Annotated in this window: 23 protein-coding genes, 1 tRNA gene and 1 pseudogene; 10 read left to right on the plus strand and 15 right to left on the minus strand. The window is 55.5% G+C overall.

Features of this window, described 5'->3' with window-relative positions; all coding sequences use genetic code 11:
* The first annotated feature begins 328 nt into the window (after window positions 1–328).
* Together ACQY4M_RS15125 and ACQY4M_RS15130 are read left to right on the plus strand one after the other, a co-directional pair.
* Window positions 329–1461 (plus strand): IS3 family transposase gene (locus tag ACQY4M_RS15125; RefSeq protein ID WP_428539245.1). Its coding sequence is split into 2 segments (ribosomal slippage): window positions 329–581 and window positions 581–1461, totalling 1134 coding nucleotides; the frame shifts between segments, so codons are not numbered across the junction.
* Window positions 1462–1507: 46 nt separating this feature from the next.
* Window positions 1508–1846: a Hint domain-containing protein gene (locus ACQY4M_RS15130; protein WP_428545772.1), complete on the plus strand. Its 339-nt coding sequence runs from the start codon at window positions 1508–1510 to the stop codon at window positions 1844–1846.
* A 293-nt stretch (window positions 1847–2139) separates the two neighbouring features.
* Here the strand turns inward: ACQY4M_RS15130 and ACQY4M_RS15135 are convergent.
* Window positions 2140–3366 (minus strand): annotated as a pseudogene (locus ACQY4M_RS15135) (IS256 family transposase).
* A 313-nt stretch (window positions 3367–3679) separates the two neighbouring features.
* On the opposite strand from ACQY4M_RS15135, the gene ACQY4M_RS15140 reads away from it, so the two are divergent.
* Window positions 3680–4087: a hypothetical protein gene (locus tag ACQY4M_RS15140; RefSeq protein WP_428545775.1), complete on the plus strand. Its 408-nt coding sequence runs from the start codon at window positions 3680–3682 to the stop codon at window positions 4085–4087.
* Here the strand turns inward: ACQY4M_RS15140 and ACQY4M_RS15145 are convergent.
* From ACQY4M_RS15145 to ACQY4M_RS15170, 6 genes are all read right to left on the minus strand, one after another.
* Window positions 4068–4724 carry an IS1595 family transposase gene (locus ACQY4M_RS15145; RefSeq protein ID WP_428539609.1) on the minus strand — a complete coding sequence of 219 codons (657 nt, stop codon included), beginning with the start codon at window positions 4722–4724 and terminating at the stop codon, window positions 4068–4070. The genes ACQY4M_RS15140 and ACQY4M_RS15145 overlap by 20 nt on opposite strands.
* A 119-nt stretch (window positions 4725–4843) precedes the next feature.
* A tRNA-Thr gene (locus tag ACQY4M_RS15150) sits at window positions 4844–4919 on the minus strand.
* 41 nt (window positions 4920–4960) lie between these two features.
* A complete protein-coding gene (locus tag ACQY4M_RS15155; protein WP_428545778.1) occupies window positions 4961–6481 on the minus strand; it encodes a heme biosynthesis protein HemY in 1521 nt (506 codons plus the stop codon).
* 9 nt (window positions 6482–6490) lie between these two features.
* Window positions 6491–6844, minus strand: coding sequence for a COG4223 family protein (locus ACQY4M_RS15160; protein WP_428545781.1), 354 nt, complete (start codon window positions 6842–6844; stop codon window positions 6491–6493).
* Window positions 6807–7688 (minus strand): hypothetical protein, encoded by an 882-nt coding sequence (locus ACQY4M_RS15165; RefSeq protein ID WP_428545784.1) that lies wholly within the window; start codon window positions 7686–7688, stop codon window positions 6807–6809. Before ACQY4M_RS15165 ends, ACQY4M_RS15160 begins: the two co-directional genes overlap by 38 nt.
* A gap of 87 nt (window positions 7689–7775) precedes the next feature.
* Window positions 7776–8459 carry a uroporphyrinogen-III synthase gene (locus ACQY4M_RS15170; protein WP_428545787.1) on the minus strand — a complete coding sequence of 228 codons (684 nt, stop codon included), beginning with the start codon at window positions 8457–8459 and terminating at the stop codon, window positions 7776–7778.
* A gap of 75 nt (window positions 8460–8534) precedes the next feature.
* On the opposite strand from ACQY4M_RS15170, the gene tsaD reads away from it, so the two are divergent.
* The 5 genes from tsaD to ACQY4M_RS15195 are packed head-to-tail and all read left to right on the plus strand — an operon-like array spanning window position 8535 to window position 11898.
* Complete coding sequence (tsaD, locus tag ACQY4M_RS15175; protein WP_428545790.1) at window positions 8535–9632, plus strand: tRNA (adenosine(37)-N6)-threonylcarbamoyltransferase complex transferase subunit TsaD; 1098 nt, start codon at window positions 8535–8537, stop codon at window positions 9630–9632.
* On the plus strand, window positions 9629–10594 hold the full coding sequence (locus ACQY4M_RS15180; RefSeq protein WP_428545793.1) for an NAD(P)H-dependent glycerol-3-phosphate dehydrogenase: 966 nt from the start codon (window positions 9629–9631) through the stop codon (window positions 10592–10594). Before tsaD ends, ACQY4M_RS15180 begins: the two co-directional genes overlap by 4 nt.
* A gap of 3 nt (window positions 10595–10597) precedes the next feature.
* Entirely contained in the window at window positions 10598–10870 is a 273-nt protein-coding gene (locus ACQY4M_RS15185; protein ID WP_428545796.1) for a YciI family protein, read from the plus strand.
* Complete coding sequence (locus ACQY4M_RS15190; protein WP_428545798.1) at window positions 10870–11316, plus strand: EVE domain-containing protein; 447 nt, start codon at window positions 10870–10872, stop codon at window positions 11314–11316. The genes ACQY4M_RS15185 and ACQY4M_RS15190 overlap by 1 nt, the downstream gene beginning before the upstream one ends.
* 57 nt (window positions 11317–11373) lie before the next feature.
* A complete protein-coding gene (locus ACQY4M_RS15195; RefSeq protein WP_428545801.1) occupies window positions 11374–11898 on the plus strand; it encodes a DUF302 domain-containing protein in 525 nt (174 codons plus the stop codon).
* Window positions 11899–11910: 12 nt separating this feature from the next.
* Here the strand turns inward: ACQY4M_RS15195 and ACQY4M_RS15200 are convergent, their stop codons facing one another.
* The 8 genes from ACQY4M_RS15200 to ACQY4M_RS15235 form a co-directional block, all read right to left on the minus strand.
* On the minus strand, window positions 11911–13137 hold the full coding sequence (locus ACQY4M_RS15200) for an IS256 family transposase (protein ID WP_428539582.1): 1227 nt from the start codon (window positions 13135–13137) through the stop codon (window positions 11911–11913).
* A gap of 205 nt (window positions 13138–13342) precedes the next feature.
* Window positions 13343–14215 carry a carbohydrate ABC transporter permease gene (locus tag ACQY4M_RS15205; protein ID WP_428545804.1) on the minus strand — a complete coding sequence of 291 codons (873 nt, stop codon included), beginning with the start codon at window positions 14213–14215 and terminating at the stop codon, window positions 13343–13345.
* Window positions 14215–14793 (minus strand): carbohydrate ABC transporter permease, encoded by a 579-nt coding sequence (locus ACQY4M_RS15210; protein WP_428545807.1) that lies wholly within the window; start codon window positions 14791–14793, stop codon window positions 14215–14217. Before ACQY4M_RS15210 ends, ACQY4M_RS15205 begins: the two co-directional genes overlap by 1 nt.
* A gap of 133 nt (window positions 14794–14926) precedes the next feature.
* On the minus strand, window positions 14927–15658 hold the full coding sequence (istB, locus tag ACQY4M_RS15215) for an IS21-like element helper ATPase IstB (protein ID WP_428539322.1): 732 nt from the start codon (window positions 15656–15658) through the stop codon (window positions 14927–14929).
* The gene (gene istA, locus ACQY4M_RS15220) at window positions 15655–17154 is read right to left on the minus strand and encodes an IS21 family transposase (RefSeq protein ID WP_428539289.1); all 1500 of its coding nucleotides are present in this window, start codon (window positions 17152–17154) and stop codon (window positions 15655–15657) included. The genes istB and istA overlap by 4 nt, the downstream gene beginning before the upstream one ends.
* Window positions 17155–17227: 73 nt before the next feature.
* Entirely contained in the window at window positions 17228–17611 is a 384-nt protein-coding gene (locus ACQY4M_RS15225) for a carbohydrate ABC transporter permease (protein WP_428545810.1), read from the minus strand.
* Window positions 17612–17695: 84 nt separating this feature from the next.
* The gene (locus ACQY4M_RS15230) at window positions 17696–19021 is read right to left on the minus strand and encodes an extracellular solute-binding protein (RefSeq protein ID WP_428545813.1); all 1326 of its coding nucleotides are present in this window, start codon (window positions 19019–19021) and stop codon (window positions 17696–17698) included.
* 41 nt (window positions 19022–19062) lie between these two features.
* Window positions 19063–20160 carry an ABC transporter ATP-binding protein gene (locus ACQY4M_RS15235; protein WP_428545816.1) on the minus strand — a complete coding sequence of 366 codons (1098 nt, stop codon included), beginning with the start codon at window positions 20158–20160 and terminating at the stop codon, window positions 19063–19065.
* Window positions 20161–20311: 151 nt separating this feature from the next.
* On the opposite strand from ACQY4M_RS15235, the gene ACQY4M_RS15240 reads away from it, so the two are divergent.
* Window positions 20312–20965 carry a GntR family transcriptional regulator gene (locus ACQY4M_RS15240; protein WP_428545819.1) on the plus strand — a complete coding sequence of 218 codons (654 nt, stop codon included), beginning with the start codon at window positions 20312–20314 and terminating at the stop codon, window positions 20963–20965.
* Between the two features lie 98 nt (window positions 20966–21063).
* On the plus strand, window positions 21064–21273 hold the full coding sequence (locus tag ACQY4M_RS15245; RefSeq protein WP_428545822.1) for a hypothetical protein: 210 nt from the start codon (window positions 21064–21066) through the stop codon (window positions 21271–21273).
* The last annotated feature ends 72 nt before the right edge of the window (window positions 21274–21345 follow it).

The following is a 21345-nucleotide window of genomic DNA, read 5'->3' on the forward strand; positions in this document are numbered from 1 at the left end:
CTGGAAACGCTCGCTCAGCCCGTCGCCGACGCAACCCTTGACCAAGCCGCCTGACCGGCGCATAACTCAACCCGCTCGGAGGTGCCTGAAATCAATTTCCACCACTTTCGAGACACAACCCTGATGGTGTCGTCGATATTCAGAGCAACAACGGGTTTGAAAACGGTTTCTGTGTTCACTCAAATCAATATGTTTCCTTAAACAGCAATAATACCTTCGAGCCCGAACTGTAATTTCGATGCCTGATACCGATGATATTGACAGAGGTGGTCGCGGAAATTCGGACCAGTTGTTAAGGTGGATCGACTTATGAGAAAGACGATTCAAAATGACGAAACGAAAGAACCATTCTCCCGAATTCAAAGCCCGCGTTGCGCTTGAAGCAATCCGCGAGGAAATGACGATGGCGGAGCTGTCGAAGAAGTATGGTGTGCATCCAACCCAGATTGGCACATGGAAACGAGCAGCGATTGAAAACATGGCCACGGCATTTTCCAGACGGGGCCGTGATCCTGATCGGGTTGATGAAGCCCAGATTGAGAAGCTGCACTCCAAGATTGGTCAGCTGGTCGTGGAACGGGATTTTTTAGCCAACGCCTCGCAACAGTTGCTCGGGAAGCGAGGCAAAAAATGGTGAGCCGTGAGCATGATCTGAGTGTGCGACGACAATGCGGGCTACTTTCTCTGGCGCGCTCGAACCTGTATTACCAGCCAAAAGGCGAAAGTGCTGAAAATTTGCGGTTCATGACAATAATCGACAAGCAATTCTTGCAGACGCCGTGGTATGGATCACGGCAAATGGCCCGGCACATGCAGCGCCAAGGTTACAAGTGTGGTCGCCACAGGGTCCGCCGTTTGATGCGGCTGATGCGGTTGGTTCCGATCTACCAGACGCCCAACACGAGCAAGAAACATCCGCAGCATAAGATCTACCCGTATCTGCTGCGAGACCTGACGATTGATCGTCCAAACCATGTGTGGTGCGTAGATATCACCTACATTCCGATGCAGCGCGGGTTCCTCTATTTGGTCGCGATCATGGACTGGCACAGCCGCAAGGTTTTGAGCTGGAGATTGTCAAACAGCATGGAGGCAGATTTTTGCGTTGAAGCCCTGAAAGAGGCTATGGCCAAATACGGCAAGCCCGATATCATGAACAGCGACCAGGGCAGCCAGTTCACCGGGTTTGAATGGACGCAGGCGCTGAAAGAAGCCGACGTGAAAATCTCGATGGATGGCAAAGGTCGCTGGGTCGATAACCGGATGATCGAGCGGCTTTGGCGATCCTTGAAATACGAATGCATTTACCTCAACGCATTTGAAACGGGTTCGCAGACCCGCGCCGGGATCGGGAAATGGTTGGCTTACTACAACACCGAGCGCCCGCATTCCACCCACGGAATATTGACCCCGGATGAAGCCTATGACAGAAAAACAAAACCAATGAGTTTGGCAGCCTAAATGAAACCCTGATCCATCTTAAACTGGCTGCTGACTGGTCAAAAAAGTGGGACCACCTCTGAATTTCGCAACAGATTCCATGTTATGCGCAGCCAAATATCTGGTTAATGGCACAACAATTATAGTAGATTCGATAACGCAAGAGGTTAAATACTATCACTTGATGTTCGATAACCACGAGGTTGTTTTATCGAACGGGTTACCAACAGAAAGCCTGCTACCCAATGGTTTAAGCGCAACATCCGGTGAAGCAGCCGCGAAATACGAGTTTAAGGAGATTTTTGGTGTCAGGTCCCTTGATCCCGCCAACGATAAAATATCTGCCTTTCCTTCCATGAAGTGTTATGAGGCAAAACTCATGCACTCTTTAAAAACTATTCGTTAGATTAGCGGATCATTTGCTCTGAAGCCGTGTGATTTAGCGCCCCACCCGCTGGCAAGGAATGGGCCTGCTTTCGCATAATGCCCAAAGCACGCAGCCGAGCAATGCGAAGCCCTGAAAACAAGCATGGGTACTATGGGGATGCATACTGGATTAATAGATGTCACGCCGCACACTCTAAAGAACACAACTGTTTCTTGGGCCTTCTTGTATGGTGTGACGTTGGAAGAGGTTGTGTCTCGAAAGTGGTGGAAATTGATTTCAGGCACCTCCGAGCGGGTTGAGTTATGCGCCGGTCAGGCGGCTTGGTCAAGGGTTGCGTCGGCGACGGGCTGAGCGAGCGTTTCCCAGCCATCGACCTTTCGCATGACGATCTGCCCCGAGGCCATCAGAGCCCAAAGCAGCATCGGCACGGTCTCGGCGCATGGCAGCACGGTCTGGGTCTTGATGCGGCGGCGGAATTCCTCGTTCAGGCGTTCGATCGCATTTGTCGTTCTGGCCGATTTCCACTGGCCTTGTGGCAGACGCGTGAAGGTGAAAAGCTTATCTCCTGCTTCTTCCAAGCTGTCAGCGACGGCCTTGCATTTCAGCCGCCATTTTCGCAGAAATGCCTTGCGGCGGGTGGCGATTTCCTCGGGTGTTTTGGCGTAGATCATGTCGCGGTAATCTTCTGTCAACTCATCATGCATACGCTTGGGTGCCTTGGCCAGAAGGTTGCGGTGCTTGTGCACCGTGCACCTCTGGATCGGCAGATCTTCACCCCAGAGGGCAATGAGAGCGACCTCAAGTCCCGGTGCCCCGTCCACGATGACAAATTCGGGCCGTTTCAACCCGCGCGCATCCAGATCGTTGATGAACTGACGCCAGGCGGAGGTGCTTTCGCCGCCCATGTTCATCAGTGATAACAAGACCTTCTGCCCATCCCGGCGCACGCCAATCGCGGCCAGAACCGAGATATTGGTGGCCTTCCTGTCAATCCGCGTTTTGATCACGGTGCCGTCCAGGATCAGCCGCACGATGTCTTCATCCGCAAGGCTGCGGGCGCACCACGCCTGCCAGTCCACCTTCACCTTGCGCTAGGCGCGGCTCACCACATCCTTGCTGACCGCCCCCTGAAACAGGCCGAACAGGGCGCGTTTTACCCGCCGTGTGTTGGTGCCCGAAAGGTAGACAGCAGCGATCAGCGCCTCGGCCTTCTTCGTCAGCCGCTGGTAGCGGGGCAATGCCTTCGAGCGCCATTCTCTGGCCTTGCCGGCCTCGCCTGTGATCCGCGCACGCGGCACGCGCACCGTTTCGGTTCCAAATGTTCCGACCAGTTGCCGCTCGCGATGCCCGTGGCGGTATCCGGCCTTTGCCCCGCCGCTGCGGCCATACCGGCAACGGCCCAGAAACTGCTCCAGCTCCTCTTCGAAAACCGCCTTGATCGTCGCGCGGATGTTCTGGCGCAGCCGGTCTTCAATCGGGTCATAGCCTGCTTCATTGGCCAGTAGCGCGGATGTCGATGTTGCTGTATTCTTTGTCATGGCGTGATCTCCTTGGCGGTTCCAGCCGCCGGTTGGGTGGCTTCGATGCACCCGGAGATTACGCCGTCCTCGAATTTCCACCAAACTCGCGACACTACCACGTTCCGACATTGGCTATTCTGGCACAAATTACCCAACGATAATCTATCTGCACGGATGTAGCGGTTTTTGGAAAGGGACGCGTGATCGAGTTAAATTTTATGCCGACCAGGGCTATTTGGTAATCGCGCCGGCCAGTTTTGCAAGATTGAAATACCCCAAGTCATGTGAACCGGCCACCAAAACTAGTGGTCTATTTCGCGGGACCTTAGCTATGCGGCAAGCCGATGCGGGTAACGCTATCGAAATGGCGCGTAAAATCCCATTTGTCGACCAAACAAAAATAATTCTAGCCGGGCTAAGCCAAGGTGCAATTACAACTGCAACTTTCAAGGCTGCAAACAGTAATCAGAAAACGGTAGCCCGAATTGTCGAAGGATGGACCTGCAATGCCAAATGGCCGGAATACAAAGGTATCAATGCGGGGCCGAAAGAAGCTGTTCTGACGCTCGTTGCAAAGTATGACCCGTGGTTTCAAAACGAATGGACCAAGGGCAATTGCGGCAGGTTTCTTTCACCTGTTAATGGAAGCATCTCCGTAGTCTACGACAAAGGAAAATTGTCCTATCAGCACGAACTACTTAAGGGGCTGACCCAGATAACTACTTCAAGTAACGCTTAACCCATTGTCTTAGCTGCAATAACTGAGCTGAAGGGTCACTGTTGTTGAAACGCCACTCGCATTCCTTCAAATATAGCCCAAATTGGGCCTTGGGGACACCGTTAAATCGGCGCATGTGGCGCTTGGCTTGGTTCCAGAAATTCTCGATGCCATTGATGTGGTTGTGACGGTCTGCAAAGAGCTTGGAATGGTTGATGCGAAAGTGGTGGAAGTCTGACACATCCAGCACATTATAACCGCGCCAACAATCGGAATAGACGATGGAATCCGGCACGACTTTGCGCTCTATGATCGGGATCAGAGTGGCGGATTTGGCGTCCGGGATGATCTTGGTGTAAACCTTCCCACCCCTTTTTAATATACCAAAAACGGGAATTTTACCTGCCGCACCACGCCCGCGTTTACCTTTGCGTTTGCCGCCAAAGTAGCTTTCGTCCACTTCTATTTCTCCGCCGAACATAGCTTGGCTTTCCGCCTCCAGCTCATAGGCGATTATCTCGCGCAGGCGTAGAAAATAAAACGCTGCGGTCTTGCGGTTTACACCACACAAACTGGCTGCTGTTCGTGCTGTCGATCCCGAAACAAAATGCTCCGTAAGACGGTCTTGCTTGTAGTGGCTCAGGCGACTCTTTCTCATGCTTCCCATCATAACCTCTTTTTAGGTTATCTGGGTCAGCCCCCTACTTAAATATAGACCGCCCAGGAAACGTGTTCTGGACTTCCTTGGTACGCTGCTTGAACAAAACCCATAGTTAGTGGTGCCGCATGAGGGACTTGAACCCCCGACCCATTACTTACGAAGCAATTGCTCTACCAGCTGAGCTAATGCGGCATTGGCGGGGTTTTACCCAGCTTTTCCAAAAAACGGTAGCCCTAATTTACAGGTTTTTCATCTCCACCCAGCGCCACAACCTCGCCATCGGCAACCACCTCGGGTTCTTCCGGTGCAGACTCGGATTCGGGCAGGATTTCGGCTTCGACGACAGGCTCTTCAACAAGGTCTTCCACCTTGTCTTCAAGCGCGCCAACGATCAGTGGCAGCATTTCGGTCGAGGCAGGCATCGCAACTTCGCCCTCGGAGGGAACAACCCAGCTTAGGGAATCGAAACTCTCGCAGTTATGACAAACCGGCGCCCACTCACTGTGGACGCTGTGGCAATTGTCGCAAACCCATTGCGGCCCGCGTGATGCAGTCAGTGCCTTGGTTAACCAGCCACGCACAACCGTATCTTCCGATCCTTCGCCGCGCTCAATCGCCGCCATGATGGTCAGCGACCGCGCGGTCGGGTCAGTTTCCACCAAATCGCCCAGCGCCTTGCGGGCGGCGGGGAAATCCTTGGCGGCGATGTTCAGTTCGGCCAGCAACATCCGCGTTTCGGGGTGGGTCGGCTTTAGCTTGGTCAGCGCGCGGAACCGTTTCAGGCGTGCCTCGGGTGTTTCATCCGGTGCAATCGCGGCAAAAGCGGCCGCCAGATCAGGATGGGGGTTTGCCTCCCATGCCTTTTTGATCACCCGCGCGGCAGGGCGCAGTTTACCCATTTCTGTGTAAACCTTGGCGGCCATCACAGCGGCGGGCACCAGATCGGGCGATAGGCGGTTGGCCTCGATCGCGGCTTCGTTTGCCTTGACCGTATCACCAGCCGCCAACGCATTACGGGCCTCTGACAGGGCCAACACCGCATCGCGGCGGCGGTGCACATCGCGCGGCAAGGTGCCGGTTTTCAATTTGGCACTCAGGGTTTTGCGCGCCCCGCCCCAGTCCTCTTTGCTGGCTTGCAGACGCAACAGGGTATCCTGCGTTTCCTCGTGCTTGGGCTTGATCGCAAAGGCCTTCTCGGCCAACAGAAGGGCCGTTTCGGTATCCCCCTCGGCCAGCTTTTGCTTCATGATCCCGCGCACGCCGACAAAACGGGTTTTTTCATCCTGCAACAGGCGTTTGTAAACCTCTTCGGCCTTGCGTTTATCGCCGGTCATTTCGGCGGCTTGTGCGCTTAGCAGATTTGTCAGCTCGGGCTTGTTCAAATACTTCTCGGCCTTGGCCGCTTTGGCCATCGCCACCCGCCCTTCGCCCGAAGCCAGCGCCAGCATCCCTTCGGACAAGGCTTCGTATCCGCGTTTTTCACGGTTGCGGTCAAAGTAGCGGGAAATCGCGGTTTCATCGCCGTTCAAAAACTTGAACGTAGCAATCAACAGACCCATAACCTTTAGCAGCAACCAGACCCCGGCCAGCAGCGCCACTGCAAGTAGCACCATCATCAGCGGGCCGATAACAAATTCGGTATTGGCAACGGTAATCACCACACTGGATCCGGTTTCCATCAGATAACCGGCACCAAAAGTTGCCCCCGCAATTGCGGCAACAAAAAGCAGAATTTTGATCAGGGACCAGAGCATGTTATTTCCTTAATTACCGTTTAAACTGTCAGCCAGCGCGCGCACGGCCTTGACTGCTTGCAAACGTGTTTCGGCCTGTTTTACCCAACCGGCCATCGCCGCCTGTCCTTCATCGGGCAGGGCGCCAACCAGCGTAATCACACCGGCAATATCGCCTTTGCCCAATGCCGCCTCGGCACGGGACAGAACTGCATCAGGGTCATCCCCTTCGCGTGGCTCTAGTGACCGTGCACCGACCTGAGATCGGAAAAATGCGCCGATCTTGTCGCCCACGCCATCGCCTGTCGTGGCCTTGATTGACGCAGCCAAACCGGCCCGCGCAGCATCAGGATATGATTCCTGCAAATCCAGCAAAGTCGGCACGCCGCCCTTGGCTGCGTCCTTTAGCACCGGTGGAACATTCACACCGGCAGCGACCAAATTCGTGACTGTGGCTTCGAACGCGCCGCCATTGTCCAGCGCCGATTGCAACTGTGCGACCGCCACTTTGACGGCCGTCGCTTTGGCTGTTTCCTCGGCGCTTTTTTCGGCCTCGGCCGCCTAGTTGCGCCACGCCTTCAATTCGCGCCGTCGCTTCAGCGGCCAGTTTTTCAATATCTGCCTTCTGGGTTGCCAGAAGATCCCGCATATTCTGCAATTCCCGCTCATAAGCAGCGGCAGCTTCGCTTGTCATGCCCCCCTCGGCTACGGGCCGTTTTTCAAGCGTGGTCAGCCGCGTATCAATATCCTCAAGCTTGTTGGCCAGATTGGCCAAAGTGGCGGAAAGTTCCTCGTCTTTGCTGCCGGTTGCCGTGGCCAAAGCTGCAACCGCCTCTTTCGCTTCGGTCTTGGCCCCCGCAAGCGCATCCGGTAGCCCGCCAACCTGCGCACTGACATCCTTTAGTGCAGTTTGCTGGCTTTCCAGTGTCGCCTGAACTTTGGCTATATTCTGCTCAACATCCGAAGGGCGGTTCATAAAGTAATAGCTGGCCGCGCCGAACCCGATAGCGCCCGACAATACACCACCAACCAGCATCGGTATAAATCCCGATTTCGGGTTGGCATCATTCGGGGCCTGTTCGGTATCTGCGGGCTTGTTCTCGACTTTATCCTTGGCCGGTTTTACGGGTTCTTTTAAAACCACCGCATCCTCGATCATATCTTCGGATTTGGCACCTTTTCCCGCTTTGGCACCCTTGGCGCGCACCGGTTTCTTTGCAGTAGCCACGACGAAAACCCCCTCGAATCGCTTTGAAATCAAATACCGTTTTACAGCACCAGCCTACCCGCGGATCAAACGATCCTCAAGCGCAACTCATGCGTCGATACGTCCCTGTATCGCTGCAATCATCCCCTTGGCATCCGGTGTTGTGGAAACGGTGATGTCGTCAAAAACAGACCCTGACAGGGCCTCTTTTACCGCTTCACTTATCGCCACAACCCGCACACGCGCTCCGATCCGGCCCACGTCGGCAACAAATAGCCTGGCCGTGCGTGGCGAGAAAAGGGGAAGAATCACAATGCTTTCACCCCCCAGCAATTTTCGTGCCTGTTCGCTCAGTGGCCGGGCCACTTGGCGGTATCCCACAACCTCGTCCACACGCAGCCCCAGTGCGCGGAGTTTTCCGGCCACATCCCCCCGCGTATGTTCCCCGCGAATATGCAGAAGTGGCCCCTCAACTGCCCGATCCGCAATTATCCGCACCAGATCATCCGCCGATCCCTTGGCCGAAACCGCGCGCATACCGGCATCTTTCGCGGCCTGTGCCGTTCGGTCCCCGACGCAAAAAGCAGGCAAGGCGCATTGTGGGCAGGCCCACACCCCGTTTTCCGAGGTAAACACCAGCCCGCGATACCCTGTCAGTTCCACATCCAGCGGCTGTTGTTCAATCCGCATCAAGGGCGAAATGACCACCGGAATATCACCCAACGCCTGCGCAAACCGTTCGGCCTGTGCTTGCGGGCGGGTCAATAGGACAGTGGGGCGATTATCGGGCATAATTACCTGTCGGGATTGTCTGTTAGGCCCCTTCGGTGTTACCTGCCTATGATCCATATCGCAACCGGCAGAGCCATGAAGCAAACACTTACCATCCTCGGACTTGAAAGCAGCTGTGACGATACCGCCGCCGCCGTGGTGCGCCAGACTGTTGGCAAAGCGGCCGAAATTCTATCGTCTGTGGTGGTCGGACAGGTTGATCTGCACGCCAGCTTTGGCGGCGTTGTTCCCGAAATTGCCGCCCGCGCACACGCCGAAAAGATAGACCTGTGTGCTGAACAGGCCTTGCAAAAAGCGGCTCTAACGCTAGGGGACATTGATGCAATCGCCGTTACTTCCGGTCCCGGCCTGATTGGCGGGGTGCTGTCCGGCGTGATGTGCGCCAAGGGGCTGTCTGCCGGTTCAGGCAAGCCGCTGATCGGGGTGAACCACCTTGCCGGCCACGCCCTGACCCCGCGCCTGACGGACGGGGCCGCGTTCCCCTATCTGATGTTGCTGGTGTCCGGCGGTCATTGCCAGTTTCTGATCGCCAAAGGGGTGGATGACTTCACCCGTCTTGGCGGCACCATTGATGATGCCCCCGGCGAGGCGTTTGATAAAACCGCCAAATTACTGGGCCTGCCCCAGCCCGGTGGCCCTGCTGTCGAGGCCGAGGCACGCAAGGGTGATACCAAACGGTTCCCCCTGCCGCGTCCGCTGCTGGACCGGCCCGGTTGCGACATGTCCTTTTCCGGCCTGAAAACAGCCCTGCTGCGCGCCCGTGACAAACTGGTTGCGGAACATGGCGGTCTGCGCCAACAGGACCGCGCCGATCTGTGCGCCAGTTTTCAGATGGCCGTTTCCGATGTTCTGGCCGAAAAAACCCGCCGTGCATTGGCGCTGTATCAGGAGTTGAACCCTGCGCAGCCCACCTTGGCCGTGGCCGGAGGGGTTGCCGCAAATCAACAACTTCGCGCAGTGTTAGAGACTGTTTGTGCCGATAACAACACCAGCTTCACCGCCCCGCCACTGGCGCTTTGCACCGATAATGCCGCGATGATCGCCTGGGCCGGACTGGAGAAATTCCGCGCGGGTCATCGCGATGATCTGACCCTCCCCGCCCGCCCCCGCTGGCCCCTTGACCGCACCAGCCCCGCCATGTTGGGATCGGGCAAGAAAGGGGCAAAGGCATGAGCATTTCCATCCTTGGCGCAGGAGCCTTTGGCACCGCGCTGGCAATTTCACTGGCGCGAAATGGTCAACCCGTCACCCTGTGGGCGCGGGATGCAAACCATGCGAAAGCGATGCAAACGGACCGCGAAAACAGTAAACGCCTGTCCGGCCACCGTTTCCCCGATTCCCTGACCGTTACCGCCGACATTCAAACCGCCAGGCAGGCCAAAACCCTGTTGCTGGCCACACCGATGCAGCAATTGGCCCGTTTCGCCGCCGAACACGCTGACCTGCTGGCCAACCACCCGCTTGTTGCCTGTTGCAAAGGGGTCGATCTGCAAACCGGCCTTGGCCCCGTTGCCACGCTGGCGAAAATCTGCCCCACAGCAACCCCCGCCATCCTGACCGGCCCCAGCTTTGCCAATGACATTGCAAAAGGCCTACCCACAGCCCTGACGCTGGCCTGCGCGGATGACAAGATCGGCGCCACGCTGCAAACCCAACTGTCCACCGACAACCTGCGGCTGTACCGCACCACCGACACCACCGGCGCCGAACTGGGCGGGGCATTGAAAAACGTCGTCGCCATCGTCTGTGGCGCTGCGATGGGCGCCGGACTGGGCGAAAGCGCGCGCGCCGCTGTGATGACGCGCGGCTATGCGGAAATGCAACGGTTGGCGCAGGACTTGGGCGCCAAGGCGCAAACGCTGTCCGGCCTTTCCGGATTCGGGGATTTAACGCTGACCTGCACGTCCGAACAGTCACGAAACTATTGCTACGGGCTGGCCTTGGGGCAGGGTAAACAATTTGACCCCAATATCACGGTTGAAGGGGCGAAAACGGCGTTAGCAGTCTCTAACATTGCCAAAACCCGCAAAATTGATATGCCCATCACCGAAGTGATCGCCGCTGTTCTGACCGAAAAAACCACCATTAAAAAGGCAATGGAAGCCCTGCTTTCCCGCCCGCTGAAAAAGGAGTAACCGATGCAAGTTTGCCTGATCGCCATTGATAAACCCGACGCCCTGCAAATCCGAAAAGACAACCGCGAGGCGCACCTTGCTTATGTCGCAGAAACCGGCGTGGTTGACCTTGCCGGTCCGTTTCTGGATGCAGATGGCAATATGTGCGGCTCGCTTCTCATCCTGAATGTCGGCAATATGTCCGAGGCCGAAACCTGGGCCGAAAATGACCCCTACGCCAAGGCGGGCTTGTTTGACTCCACAACCCTGCGCGAATGGAAAAAGGTGATTGGCTGATGGCGTACTGGTTATTCAAATCCGAGGCTATGAGCTGGAGCTGGGAAGACCAGTTGGCCAAAGGCGAGGAAGGCGAGGAATGGGATGGCGTGCGCAATTATCAGGCACGCAATTTCATGCGGCAGATGCAGATCGGTGATCTGGGGTTTTTCTACCTGTCACAAAAGGAAAAGGCTATTGTCGGTATTGTCGAGGTGATTGCCGAGGCCCACCCCGACAGCACCACCGATGACGAGCGCTGGGAATGTGTGGACATCAAGGCGGTGAAAACGCTGCCAAACCCCGTTACCCTGCAAATGTGCAAGGATGATCCAGGGCTGGCCGATATGGTGCTGGTCAAAAATTCCCGCCTGTCTGTTCAGCCCGTCACACCAGAAGAATGGCACATTGTTTGCGAACTGGGCGGGAGTGATCCTGAACAACACCGCAATAACGGATTTGCCTAATTCCCATATTCATGTATTCTAATTTATTACTGCCAACAGGATATCTGGAGAATTACAATGGGTTTCATCCGCAACATTTTTGCCCTTTTGGGCGTTGTCGCCGTGGGTCTGGCGATTTGGCTTGGACCGGCACTGTATAAATACAAGGTCGCTTTTGACGGGTTCGATGATCAGGCCTTTGACACCTACAAGAGCATGATGGACCGGTTGGCCGAAACCGGCAACAGTGCAGCGGCAACGGTCTGGAAGGCCAAAGTGGCCGAAGGGCTGACGTTTGAAGATGTGGATCAATCCATCAAGCAGGTGGCAATCGACCGCAATATCAAAGGAGTTGGCGAGCTTCCTCTGGGTGATCAGGTGGCCGCTATGACGGGCAAACCCTGGCGCAAGCTGAATATCTATCTGTATTGTAACCCGCTGACGGCCGCCAAGATGGTTGAATATGATCCGGCCTATGCCGCCTATTTGCCCTGCCGTGTTTCACTGGTCGAAGACAACACTGGGCAGCTATGGCTGTATACTCTGGATGGTTGTGTCTCGAAAGTGGTGGAAATTGATTTCAGGCACCTCCGAGCGGGTTGAGTTATGCGCCGGTCAGGCGGCTTGGTCAAGGGTTGCGTCGGCGACGGGCTGAGCGAGCGTTTCCCAGCCATCGACCTTTCGCATGACGATCTGCCCCGAGGCCATCAGAGCCCAAAGCAGCATCGGCACGGTCTCGGCGCATGGCAGCACGGTCTGGGTCTTGATGCGGCGGCGGAATTCCTCGTTCAGGCGTTCGATCGCATTTGTCGTTCTGGCCGATTTCCACTGGCCTTGTGGCAGACGCGTGAAGGTGAAAAGCTTATCTCCTGCTTCTTCCAAGCTGTCAGCGACGGCCTTGCATTTCAGCCGCCATTTTCGCAGAAATGCCTTGCGGCGGGTGGCGATTTCCTCGGGTGTTTTGGCGTAGATCATGTCGCGGTAATCTTCTGTCAACTCATCATGCATACGCTTGGGTGCCTTGGCCAGAAGGTTGCGGTGCTTGTGCACCGTGCACCTCTGGATCGGCAGATCTTCACCCCAGAGGGCAATGAGAGCGACCTCAAGTCCCGGTGCCCCGTCCACGATGACAAATTCGGGCCGTTTCAACCCGCGCGCATCCAGATCGTTGATGAACTGACGCCAGGCGGAGGTGCTTTCGCCGCCCATGTTCATCAGTGATAACAAGACCTTCTGCCCATCCCGGCGCACGCCAATCGCGGCCAGAACCGAGATATTGGTGGCCTTCCTGTCAATCCGCGTTTTGATCACGGTGCCGTCCAGGATCAGCCGCACGATGTCTTCATCCGCAAGGCTGCGGGCGCACCACGCCTGCCAGTCCACCTTCACCTTGCGCCAGGCGCGGCTCACCACATCCTTGCTGACCGCCCCCTGAAACAGGCCGAACAGGGCGCGTTTTACCCGCCGTGTGTTGGTGCCCGAAAGGTAGACAGCAGCGATCAGCGCCTCGGCCTTCTTCGTCAGCCGCTGGTAGCGGGGCAATGCCTTCGAGCGCCATTCTCTGGCCTTGCCGGCCTCGCCTGTGATCCGCGCACGCGGCACGCGCACCGTTTCGGTTCCAAATGTTCCGACCAGTTGCCGCTCGCGATGCCCGTGGCGGTATCCGGCCTTTGCCCCGCCGCTGCGGCCATACCGGCAACGGCCCAGAAACTGCTCCAGCTCCTCTTCGAAAACCGCCTCGATCGTCGCGCGGATGTTCTGGCGCAGCCGGTCTTCAATCGGGTCATAGCCTGCTTCATTGGCCAGTAGCGCGGATGTCGATGTTGCTGTATTCTTTGTCATGGCGTGATCTCCTTGGCGGTTCCAGCCGCCGGTTGGGTGGCTTCGATGCACCCGGAGATTACGCCGTCCTCGAATTTCCACCAAACTCGCGACACTACCAACGCTGGCTGTGATACCCAGTTGGTTCAGGGCCTCGGCCAGATAGTCGATCTCTTCTTGTTTGGTTTCGACCGTGGCCAGTAACAACACATCGCATTTCATCGGGTTATCCTTTAACCGCACCTGCGGTCATGCCGGTGATGATCTGCCGCGAGGCCACAAAGGTAAAGATGATCGGCGGGATCGCCAGCAACATGCCGGTGGCCATGATCACCCCCCAATCCAGATTATATTCGGATAGGGAATTTACAATGGTAACCGGAACCGTGCGCGTGTTCCGGTTCGACAACGCATTGGCCAACACGAATTCATTCCAGGCGATGCGAAAGGTAAAGATCGACGCGGCCGCCAGTCCGGGTTTGATAATTGGCAGCACGATCAGAAAGAAAACCTGCAATGGGCCGGCACCGTCAATCCGCGCACTTTCCTCCAGCTGGATTGGCACCTGCACGATAAAGCTTTGCAATATCCAGATGACGAAGGGCAGGTTCATGGCAACATAGATCAGGATAATCCCCGTCAGTGTTCCGTATATCTGGAACTGGAATGTCCAGATACCAAAAATCGGAACCAGCAGCACAGCGGGCGGAACCATGCGTGTCATCAGTGTGACCAGCGAAACGGTATCACGGCCCATAAAGCGGAACCGCACCAGTGCGTAGGCGGCCATACAGCCAATGATCAGGGTCAGAATTGTCGAGGTGATGGCAATGATCAGCGAATTCCCCAAGGCCCGGCCAAAGGTGGGGTTGCAATAATCCAGCCCCTGTGGCTCGTACCAAAGCACGTTACACAACACCGTTTCATAATTGTGGATCGTCGGCATGAAAAACATGCTGGAGGTATCCGACATAATATCGACGGTGAGCTTTAGCGATGTGGACAACATCAGGATGATTGGTCCCACAGCCATAAAGATCAGAGCGACCAGCAGGGCATAAAAGGCGGGGTTCTGTTTGTCGTAGGATTTCTGGGGCATTACGCTTCCTCTGCCGCTATATTTTTCAGCCGCATAGCCCGCATTTCTGTGACCTTATTATAAAGGAACATGGCAACCGTCAGAAATAGCAGCATCAGCAACAGGATGTTCGACATAGCCGCCGCTACCCCCAGTTCGCGAAATTCCGTTGCGGTGCGCATGATGCGCAGGGCCATAACCTCGGTTGACAGGCCGGGGCCGCCGTTGGTCAACACAAGGATCACTTCCAGAACCTTGAATGAATCGATCAAGCGCAGAAGGAAAGTGATGATCAGAACCGGCATCATCAGCGGCAGTTTGATATAAAGAATACTTTGCCAGCCGTTTGCCCCGTCAATCCGCGCGGCCTCCATCACTGATTGGGGAAGGGTCTGCAATGCTGCAAGGGACAGAATAAAGATGAACGGCACCCATTGCCAAACGTCGGCAATGATAACCGATGCAAACGCCCAATCGCCATTCAGTAACCAAGGCATTGGCTCAAGCCCCAAACTCTTTAGCGTGCGGTTAAAAAAGCCGACTGTCGGGTGATACATATAGCGCCACATCAGGCCAACCACGATTGGTGAAATCATCATCGGCAGTGTCAATGAGCATTTAAAACTGACCCGGTTTCGGCATTTAAATTTGCCCCCCCCTTTGTGGCGCAAAGCCCCCAGTCGGGCCGCCTTCATGTAGCGAGTCCGTCTGGGGGCTTTGCTTGCGGAACGGCTAGTTTTTTCTACGGCGTTTACTCTGGGCGAACCGGTATGAGGTATTGCCGGTTTCGATGATGTTGCAGTGATGAGTGACGCGATCCAGAAGGGCGGTTGTCATCTTGGCATCCCCGAAGACCGAGACCCATTCACCGAACTCAAGGTTGGTTGTGATGATGATGCTGGTCTTCTCGTAGAGCTTGCTGATCAGATGGAAGAGCAACGCGCCACCGGATTTGGGAAACGGGATGTAGCCCAGCTCGTCGATGATGACGCAGTCCAAAGCCGAGAGCTGCCGGATGATCTTCCCTGCATTGCCGTCGGCCTGTTCCTTGATCAGGGCGTTGATCAGATCGACGGCGTTGAAGAAGCGCGCCTTCTTGCCGTTGTTGATCAGCGTCGTTCCCAGCGCGATGGCGATGTGGGTTTTGCCCGTGCCGGTTCCGCCCACCAGGATGAGGTTATGGGCCTCCTCTGTGAACTGGCCGGTGCAGAATGGTTCGATCTGGGCCTGGGTGAGGGCGGCGGCGCTGTAATCGAAGGTGGCGAAGTCCTTGTGATGGGGGAACTTCGCAACCCTCATTTGATACTGGATGGAGCGCACCCGGCGCTCTACAGTCTCGGCGTCGATCAGTTGCCTTATCGCTGTGGTCAGACTTGGCGGCTTGCGCGCGGACAGCAGATCATGGGCGCAAGCTGCCATTCCATGCAACCTGAGGGCTGTCAGTTGGTCGATCAAGGCATTCATACGGCAACCTCCTCAGCCGAGCACAGGGTCTCATAGCGTTTGCAATCGGCTTCGGGCCGCAAGGTCAGCTGCGGATAAGCGCAGGCATCGCTGAGCGGTGTGATGACCGGTTCCACCAACTGGTTGATCAGATTGATGATGGCGGGCAGCCGCAGGGTGTTTTGTGCCACCGCCAGATTGCAGGCCGTCTCGACCACCTCGATCCCGTGATCCTGTGCCAGCAGGAGCAGGTCGACGAACTCCCGATCCCCGCCTTTACCAGCCATGTAATGTTCCCTGATCCGATGCATGGCCTCGGGCAGTTCCCAGCCCACAAAGGGGGCGCCATTGCGCAGGGCACCAGGCTTGCGGTCCAGCAGGGGAACGTAATGCCAGGGCTCGAAATAGCTGATATTGCGGGTAAAATGACGCCTGTGCTCGGCAATCACATCCTGACCGGAGACCACCACGATCCGGCCGGCATAGGCGCGTAGCGACACATGATGCCCGGCAAAGCGGGAGGGCACGCTGTAGCGATTGCTGGCATATTGAACCAGGCAGGTGGAGCGGACACGGACGGTCTTTTCCACGTAGCCGTCGAAGGCCCGACCCAGGGGGCGCAGTTCGGCGCGCTCGTCTTCGAACACTTCGGTAATCGTGCGATCCTGCTGCTCGGGATGGGGACGCTCTGCCAGATCTTCGCAACGCAGACGCAGCCACGCGTTCAGCGCCTCGAGATCATCAAAGGCCGGTTCGGGAACGAACAACCGGCCCCGCAAGAACTGGACCTGGTTCTCGACCTGTCCCTTCTCCCAGCCCGCAGCGGGCGTGCAGGCCACCGGCTCCATCACATAGTGGTTCATCAAGGCCAGGAACCGGGGATGGAATATCCGCTCCTTCGAGCGCGAAACGTAGGTCACCATGGTCTTGGGGTTGTCGATGATCACCCTGCGCGGAACGCCTCCGTAAAAGGACAGCGCCTGCACGAAAGCATCCAGCACCATCTCCTGGGCTTCACCGGGATAGGCAATCACGAAAGGCTTGCGGCTGTGACACAGGCGGAAATGAGCGACCTTCACCTTCTGCTCGACACCACCCAGTACGACCCGTTCTTCGCTCCAGTCAAATTGCAGCGCGTCACCCGCCGCAAAATGCAGCGGGATAAACGCATCTCCCGAACAGGCCCCGGCGCGCTTCAACTCACGAACAAAACGCTGAACCGGCGAATAGGACCCGGTATAGCCCTCTGCCACAAGCTGCTCGTATAGCTTCTGGGCCGTCCGCCGCTCCCGGCGTGGTCGCCTCGAGTCCTGATCAAACAGTTCCTGCAGCCGAAGATCAAACCCATTGCACAGTTTGTGCCGAACTGGCGGCGCATGGCGCTGGTAGCTCGGCGGATTCTCGTCCTTCAAATACTTCTTGATCGTGTTCCGCGACAGTCCCGTCGCCCGCGCCACAGACCGGATGCTGCGCCCTTCAACCAGCACCCAGCGCCGGATCTTCGATACGCTTTCCATCAATATCACCTGCTCTTTCCTCCGCACAATTTTGCGCGGATGTTAACGAAACAGGTGGGTCAATTTTACTCGCTCATAACCCACCCAAGTGGGTCAGTTTTGCACGCCGATTCACAATCGGCAGAATGAAAAGTGTTCGCAGGGCGGACATGCCGCGAATATTGCGGTCCAGCAGAAAGGCAAGGCCAACACCAATGAGCATTTCCAATGATACAACGATGGCCGAGAAGCGGAGTGTTACGAAGAAACTTTCGCGGAAACTGTCGTCATGGAATAGATTGATATAGTTTCGCAGACCTACAAATTCGGCCTGCCCGATCCGCTGGCTGGGATTCCAGTTCAGAAAACTGGCATAAAACACATAGCCCAACGGGTATAAAAGCGCGACCAACAGGATGGCTGCGGCAGGGGCCAAAAACATGTATGGCGTCAGACGGTTGGCAAGCGATGTATTCATATTCAAAGCCGTTTCTTGGGACCGGTCATTATTGCAAGGCAGCGAACGGGCCGGAGTAATCCGGCCCGCCGTGTTAGGTTAGGATTATTGCCAAGTATAATATCCGGCGTCTTCCATTGTGGCACGGGTGCGTTCGGCAACACCGTCCAGCGCTTCCTGAATATCCAGATCTTCGGTCAGTACCTTGGACAAGGTTGTACCCAGATCGGCATTGATTTTGCCCCATACAGGGATAATCGGGCGCCAGTTGGGGTCGGCAAATTTCAGCGCTTCGCCAAATTTGCTCATGTAGGGATACTTTGCGTTAACTTCCGGATCCGCATGGGTCGAGAACCGCACAGGGTTTCCGCCTGCCATTGTCACCAGTTTGTCACCGTGTTTGGATGTCAGCCATTGCATCAACAGGAATGCCGCTTCTTTGTTTTGCGCATTCTTGGGAATAGCAATACCAAAGCCGCCGGTTTCAGAACCGCGGCGTACGCCCATTGGATGCATTGCCCAACCAACCTTGCCTACAACGGTAGATTTCGCTGGATCATTAACTTGACTTGCGAATTGGGTTGAATCCAGGAACATCGCAGTTTTCCCTTGCAGGAACGCAGCGCCTGCTTCGGCGAAACCAAATGTTTGCGACCCTTCAGGACCACAATCCACAATGGTTTTCAGCGCTGTTGCTGCAGCAACACCGGCCTCGTTGTTCATGATGGGGTTCCAGTTGTCATCAAAGATGCGACCACCCAGTGGGGCAAGGTGCAACAGAAATGCATGTGTCGCATGGTGACCCGAGGCAGCACGCGATGACAAACCACCCATTCCCGGTTCCAGCTGCGGAATCTTGCAGGCCAGATCCAGCAGTTCTTCATAGGTTTCCGGCACTTTAAGACCATGTTTTTCAAAGATATCCTTACGATATCCAAGGATCGAGGTTTCAGATCCGAAAGGCAGGCCATAAAGCGAGCCGGTCTTGCCGGGCAGATAGCCCTTTTTACCGCCTACAATGCCGATGTTGGCGACATAACCGTCAATCAGATCATCGGCGTCATAATGCGGATCAGCCAGTTTCGGGTTCATGAAATACTTGGCCAGATTGTCCAGCTGGTCGGCAAAAACGTAGTCGGCCTTGGAAAATACAACATAGCTGATCAGGTCGTAGTCGCCGACATCTTTTGTCAGTTCCAATGTCTGACGCTCGCGCATTTTCAGATACTGCAGCTGATCCACTTCGACATTAATGCCGGTTTCTTTTGTAAATTCGGGCAGCACTTTCATTACGGCATTGAAATGTGGAGTAGTGGGAAAGTTGACGACAATTGTCGTGCCTGCATAGGGTTCATAAGGGTTACCGGCAAATGTGGCTGTCGCAGCCAATGCCATCCCTGTTGAACAAACCAGTGTTCTTAAATGTTTCATTTTTTCCTCCAAGTTAGTTGCGCCGCCCTAAATGGCGGCACTTACATAGCTGGCACGGGCAATAGCGATGTGCCGGTATTCGGATCAAAAAGGTGAATTTCCTCCTCTTTGACCGCAAATTTACGAATTTCGCCCACCTTTACGGGGGCCGCTGAATTCACCTCGATCGAGACGCGCTGACCGCCGAATTCACAGGTCACAACCGATTCCGAACCGATATATTCCGACAGAATAATTTTCATCGGCAACGCATCGTCGCTTTCGGTTTCTTCAAAACTGGATGGCCGGATGCCCAGGGTTACGGGGTTGCCCACTGCCCCTTCCAGGTGTTGAAGAAATGCTTTTGGCAAGGGGATGGAATAGCTGTCACTGCGCACGACCAGACGATCGTTTTTAGTGGCCAGAACCCCATCCAGAAAATTCATTGTCGGAGAGCCGATGAACCCCGCAACAAATTTGTTGGCCGGCGTGCGATACAGTTGTTCGGGCGTGCCCTGCTGCATAACTTCGCCGGATTTCATCACCACAATCCTGTCGCCCAGCGTCATTGCTTCGACCTGATCATGTGTGACGTAAATGATGTTCTTTTCGATGCGCTGACTTAGCAGCGCCAGTTCGGCGCGCATTTGTCCGCGCAATTTGGCGTCCAGATTGGACAGCGGTTCGTCAAACAGGAAAATCGACGCGTCCCGCACCAGCGCGCGGCCCATCGCCACCCGCTGCCGTTGCCCGCCGGACAGCTCGCCTGGCATCCGGTCCAGATAATCGGTCAGATCCAGCATCGCGGCGACTTCGGTAACGCGCTTGTTGATCTCGGCCTTTTTATAGCGGGCAAGACGCAAGGCGAACGACATGTTCTTGGCCACGTTCATATGCGGGTACAGGGCGTAATCCTGAAACACCATCGCGATATCGCGTTCTTTGGGTTCCAGTTTGGACATATCCCTGCCGTCAACCAGAATTTCACCATCTGTATTTGTTTCCAGACCGGCAATCATACGCAGGGTCGTTGACTTGCCACAGCCCGACGGTCCAACCAACACGACAAATTCGCCATCTGCCATCATTAGATTCAAATCCTCGATGACTGTTACAGCCCCATAGGTCTTTTTCAGGTTCTTCAGTTCAATTACCGGCATCACCCACCCTTGAATTCCACTACGCGGCTCTCAGGTTAGGGCCATTGTATACATAGTCAATATAAATATGCAAAAATCCTTTGTGATTGCCCAAACCCCTAATTATATGCTATTCCCGCATACTGATGGGCAATATGGATTGGAACCATAGGTGGAAAAAGACAAAGTGCAGAAGAGCAGATCAATCTCGAAACACATTGAAGAGACCTTGAGGGCCGATATTGCCTCGGGGCAGATTGATGCGGGCGCGCGGCTGGATGAAACAAAATTAGCCGAACGGTTCTCGGTTTCGCGCACGCCGGTGCGCGAGGCTCTTAACAGGTTGGTTGCGCAGGGAATTCTGGTATCAAACGGACGGCGTGGCGTGCGGGTGACCGAATACAGCCGCGAGGAGCTGGCACATATGTTCGAGGCCATGCACGAAATCGAGGCTCTGTGTGCGGGAATGGCCGCAAAACGCCTTACGTTATTGGCTAGGTCCAGCATAGAGGCAGCACAGGCCGAGTGTATAAAAGCCGCAAAAGCCAATGATCTGCCCGGCTTTTTACGCGCAAACGAAACCTTCCACCTTGCGATCTATCGGGCCACAGAGAACCCGTTCATCTTTGATTTGGCCTCGGGCTTTCGCCAGCGCACCGGCCCCTTCCGGGCCAAGAAGTTTTCAACGGCCGAAGATCTTTTGATCTCGGCGCGGTCACATGAAGACATCATCAAGCACCTGTTCTCGACTGATTCTGCGGCGGCTGCCTCGGAAATGGGCCAACATATGAAGGATACATTCATGTCCATTCTGGCAAAGATGTAGGCCGAGATAGCAGTTTATGGCTACGGTACCATTATTGCTGTAGACAGTTTCAATATCTTGTTTACAATATCTCCGAACCTAGCTTTGGAGAACTGCGAATGACCATATCCGAGACCAAGATCTATCCTATTAACACAGGTTGGCTGGAAGGCGACCTTGGGACGTATATCTTCTGGAAAGGCCCGGCGGGCAAAAAGAAGTGGCAGCCCGTTTATTGTTATTACATCGACACCGGTGAATACAAAATTCTGGTCGACACCGGATTGTGCGACGAAGAACGCGCCACGAAGTACCACCACAAATGTTAAAAAACGCGGCTGCCTTCAGGTGCATGAACACCTGAAGCAAAAGCTGGGCGTTGACCCTGACGAGATCGACGC

This window comes from Profundibacter sp. (genome assembly GCF_965277155.1).
Taxonomy (GTDB): Bacteria; Pseudomonadota; Alphaproteobacteria; order Rhodobacterales; family Rhodobacteraceae; genus Profundibacter.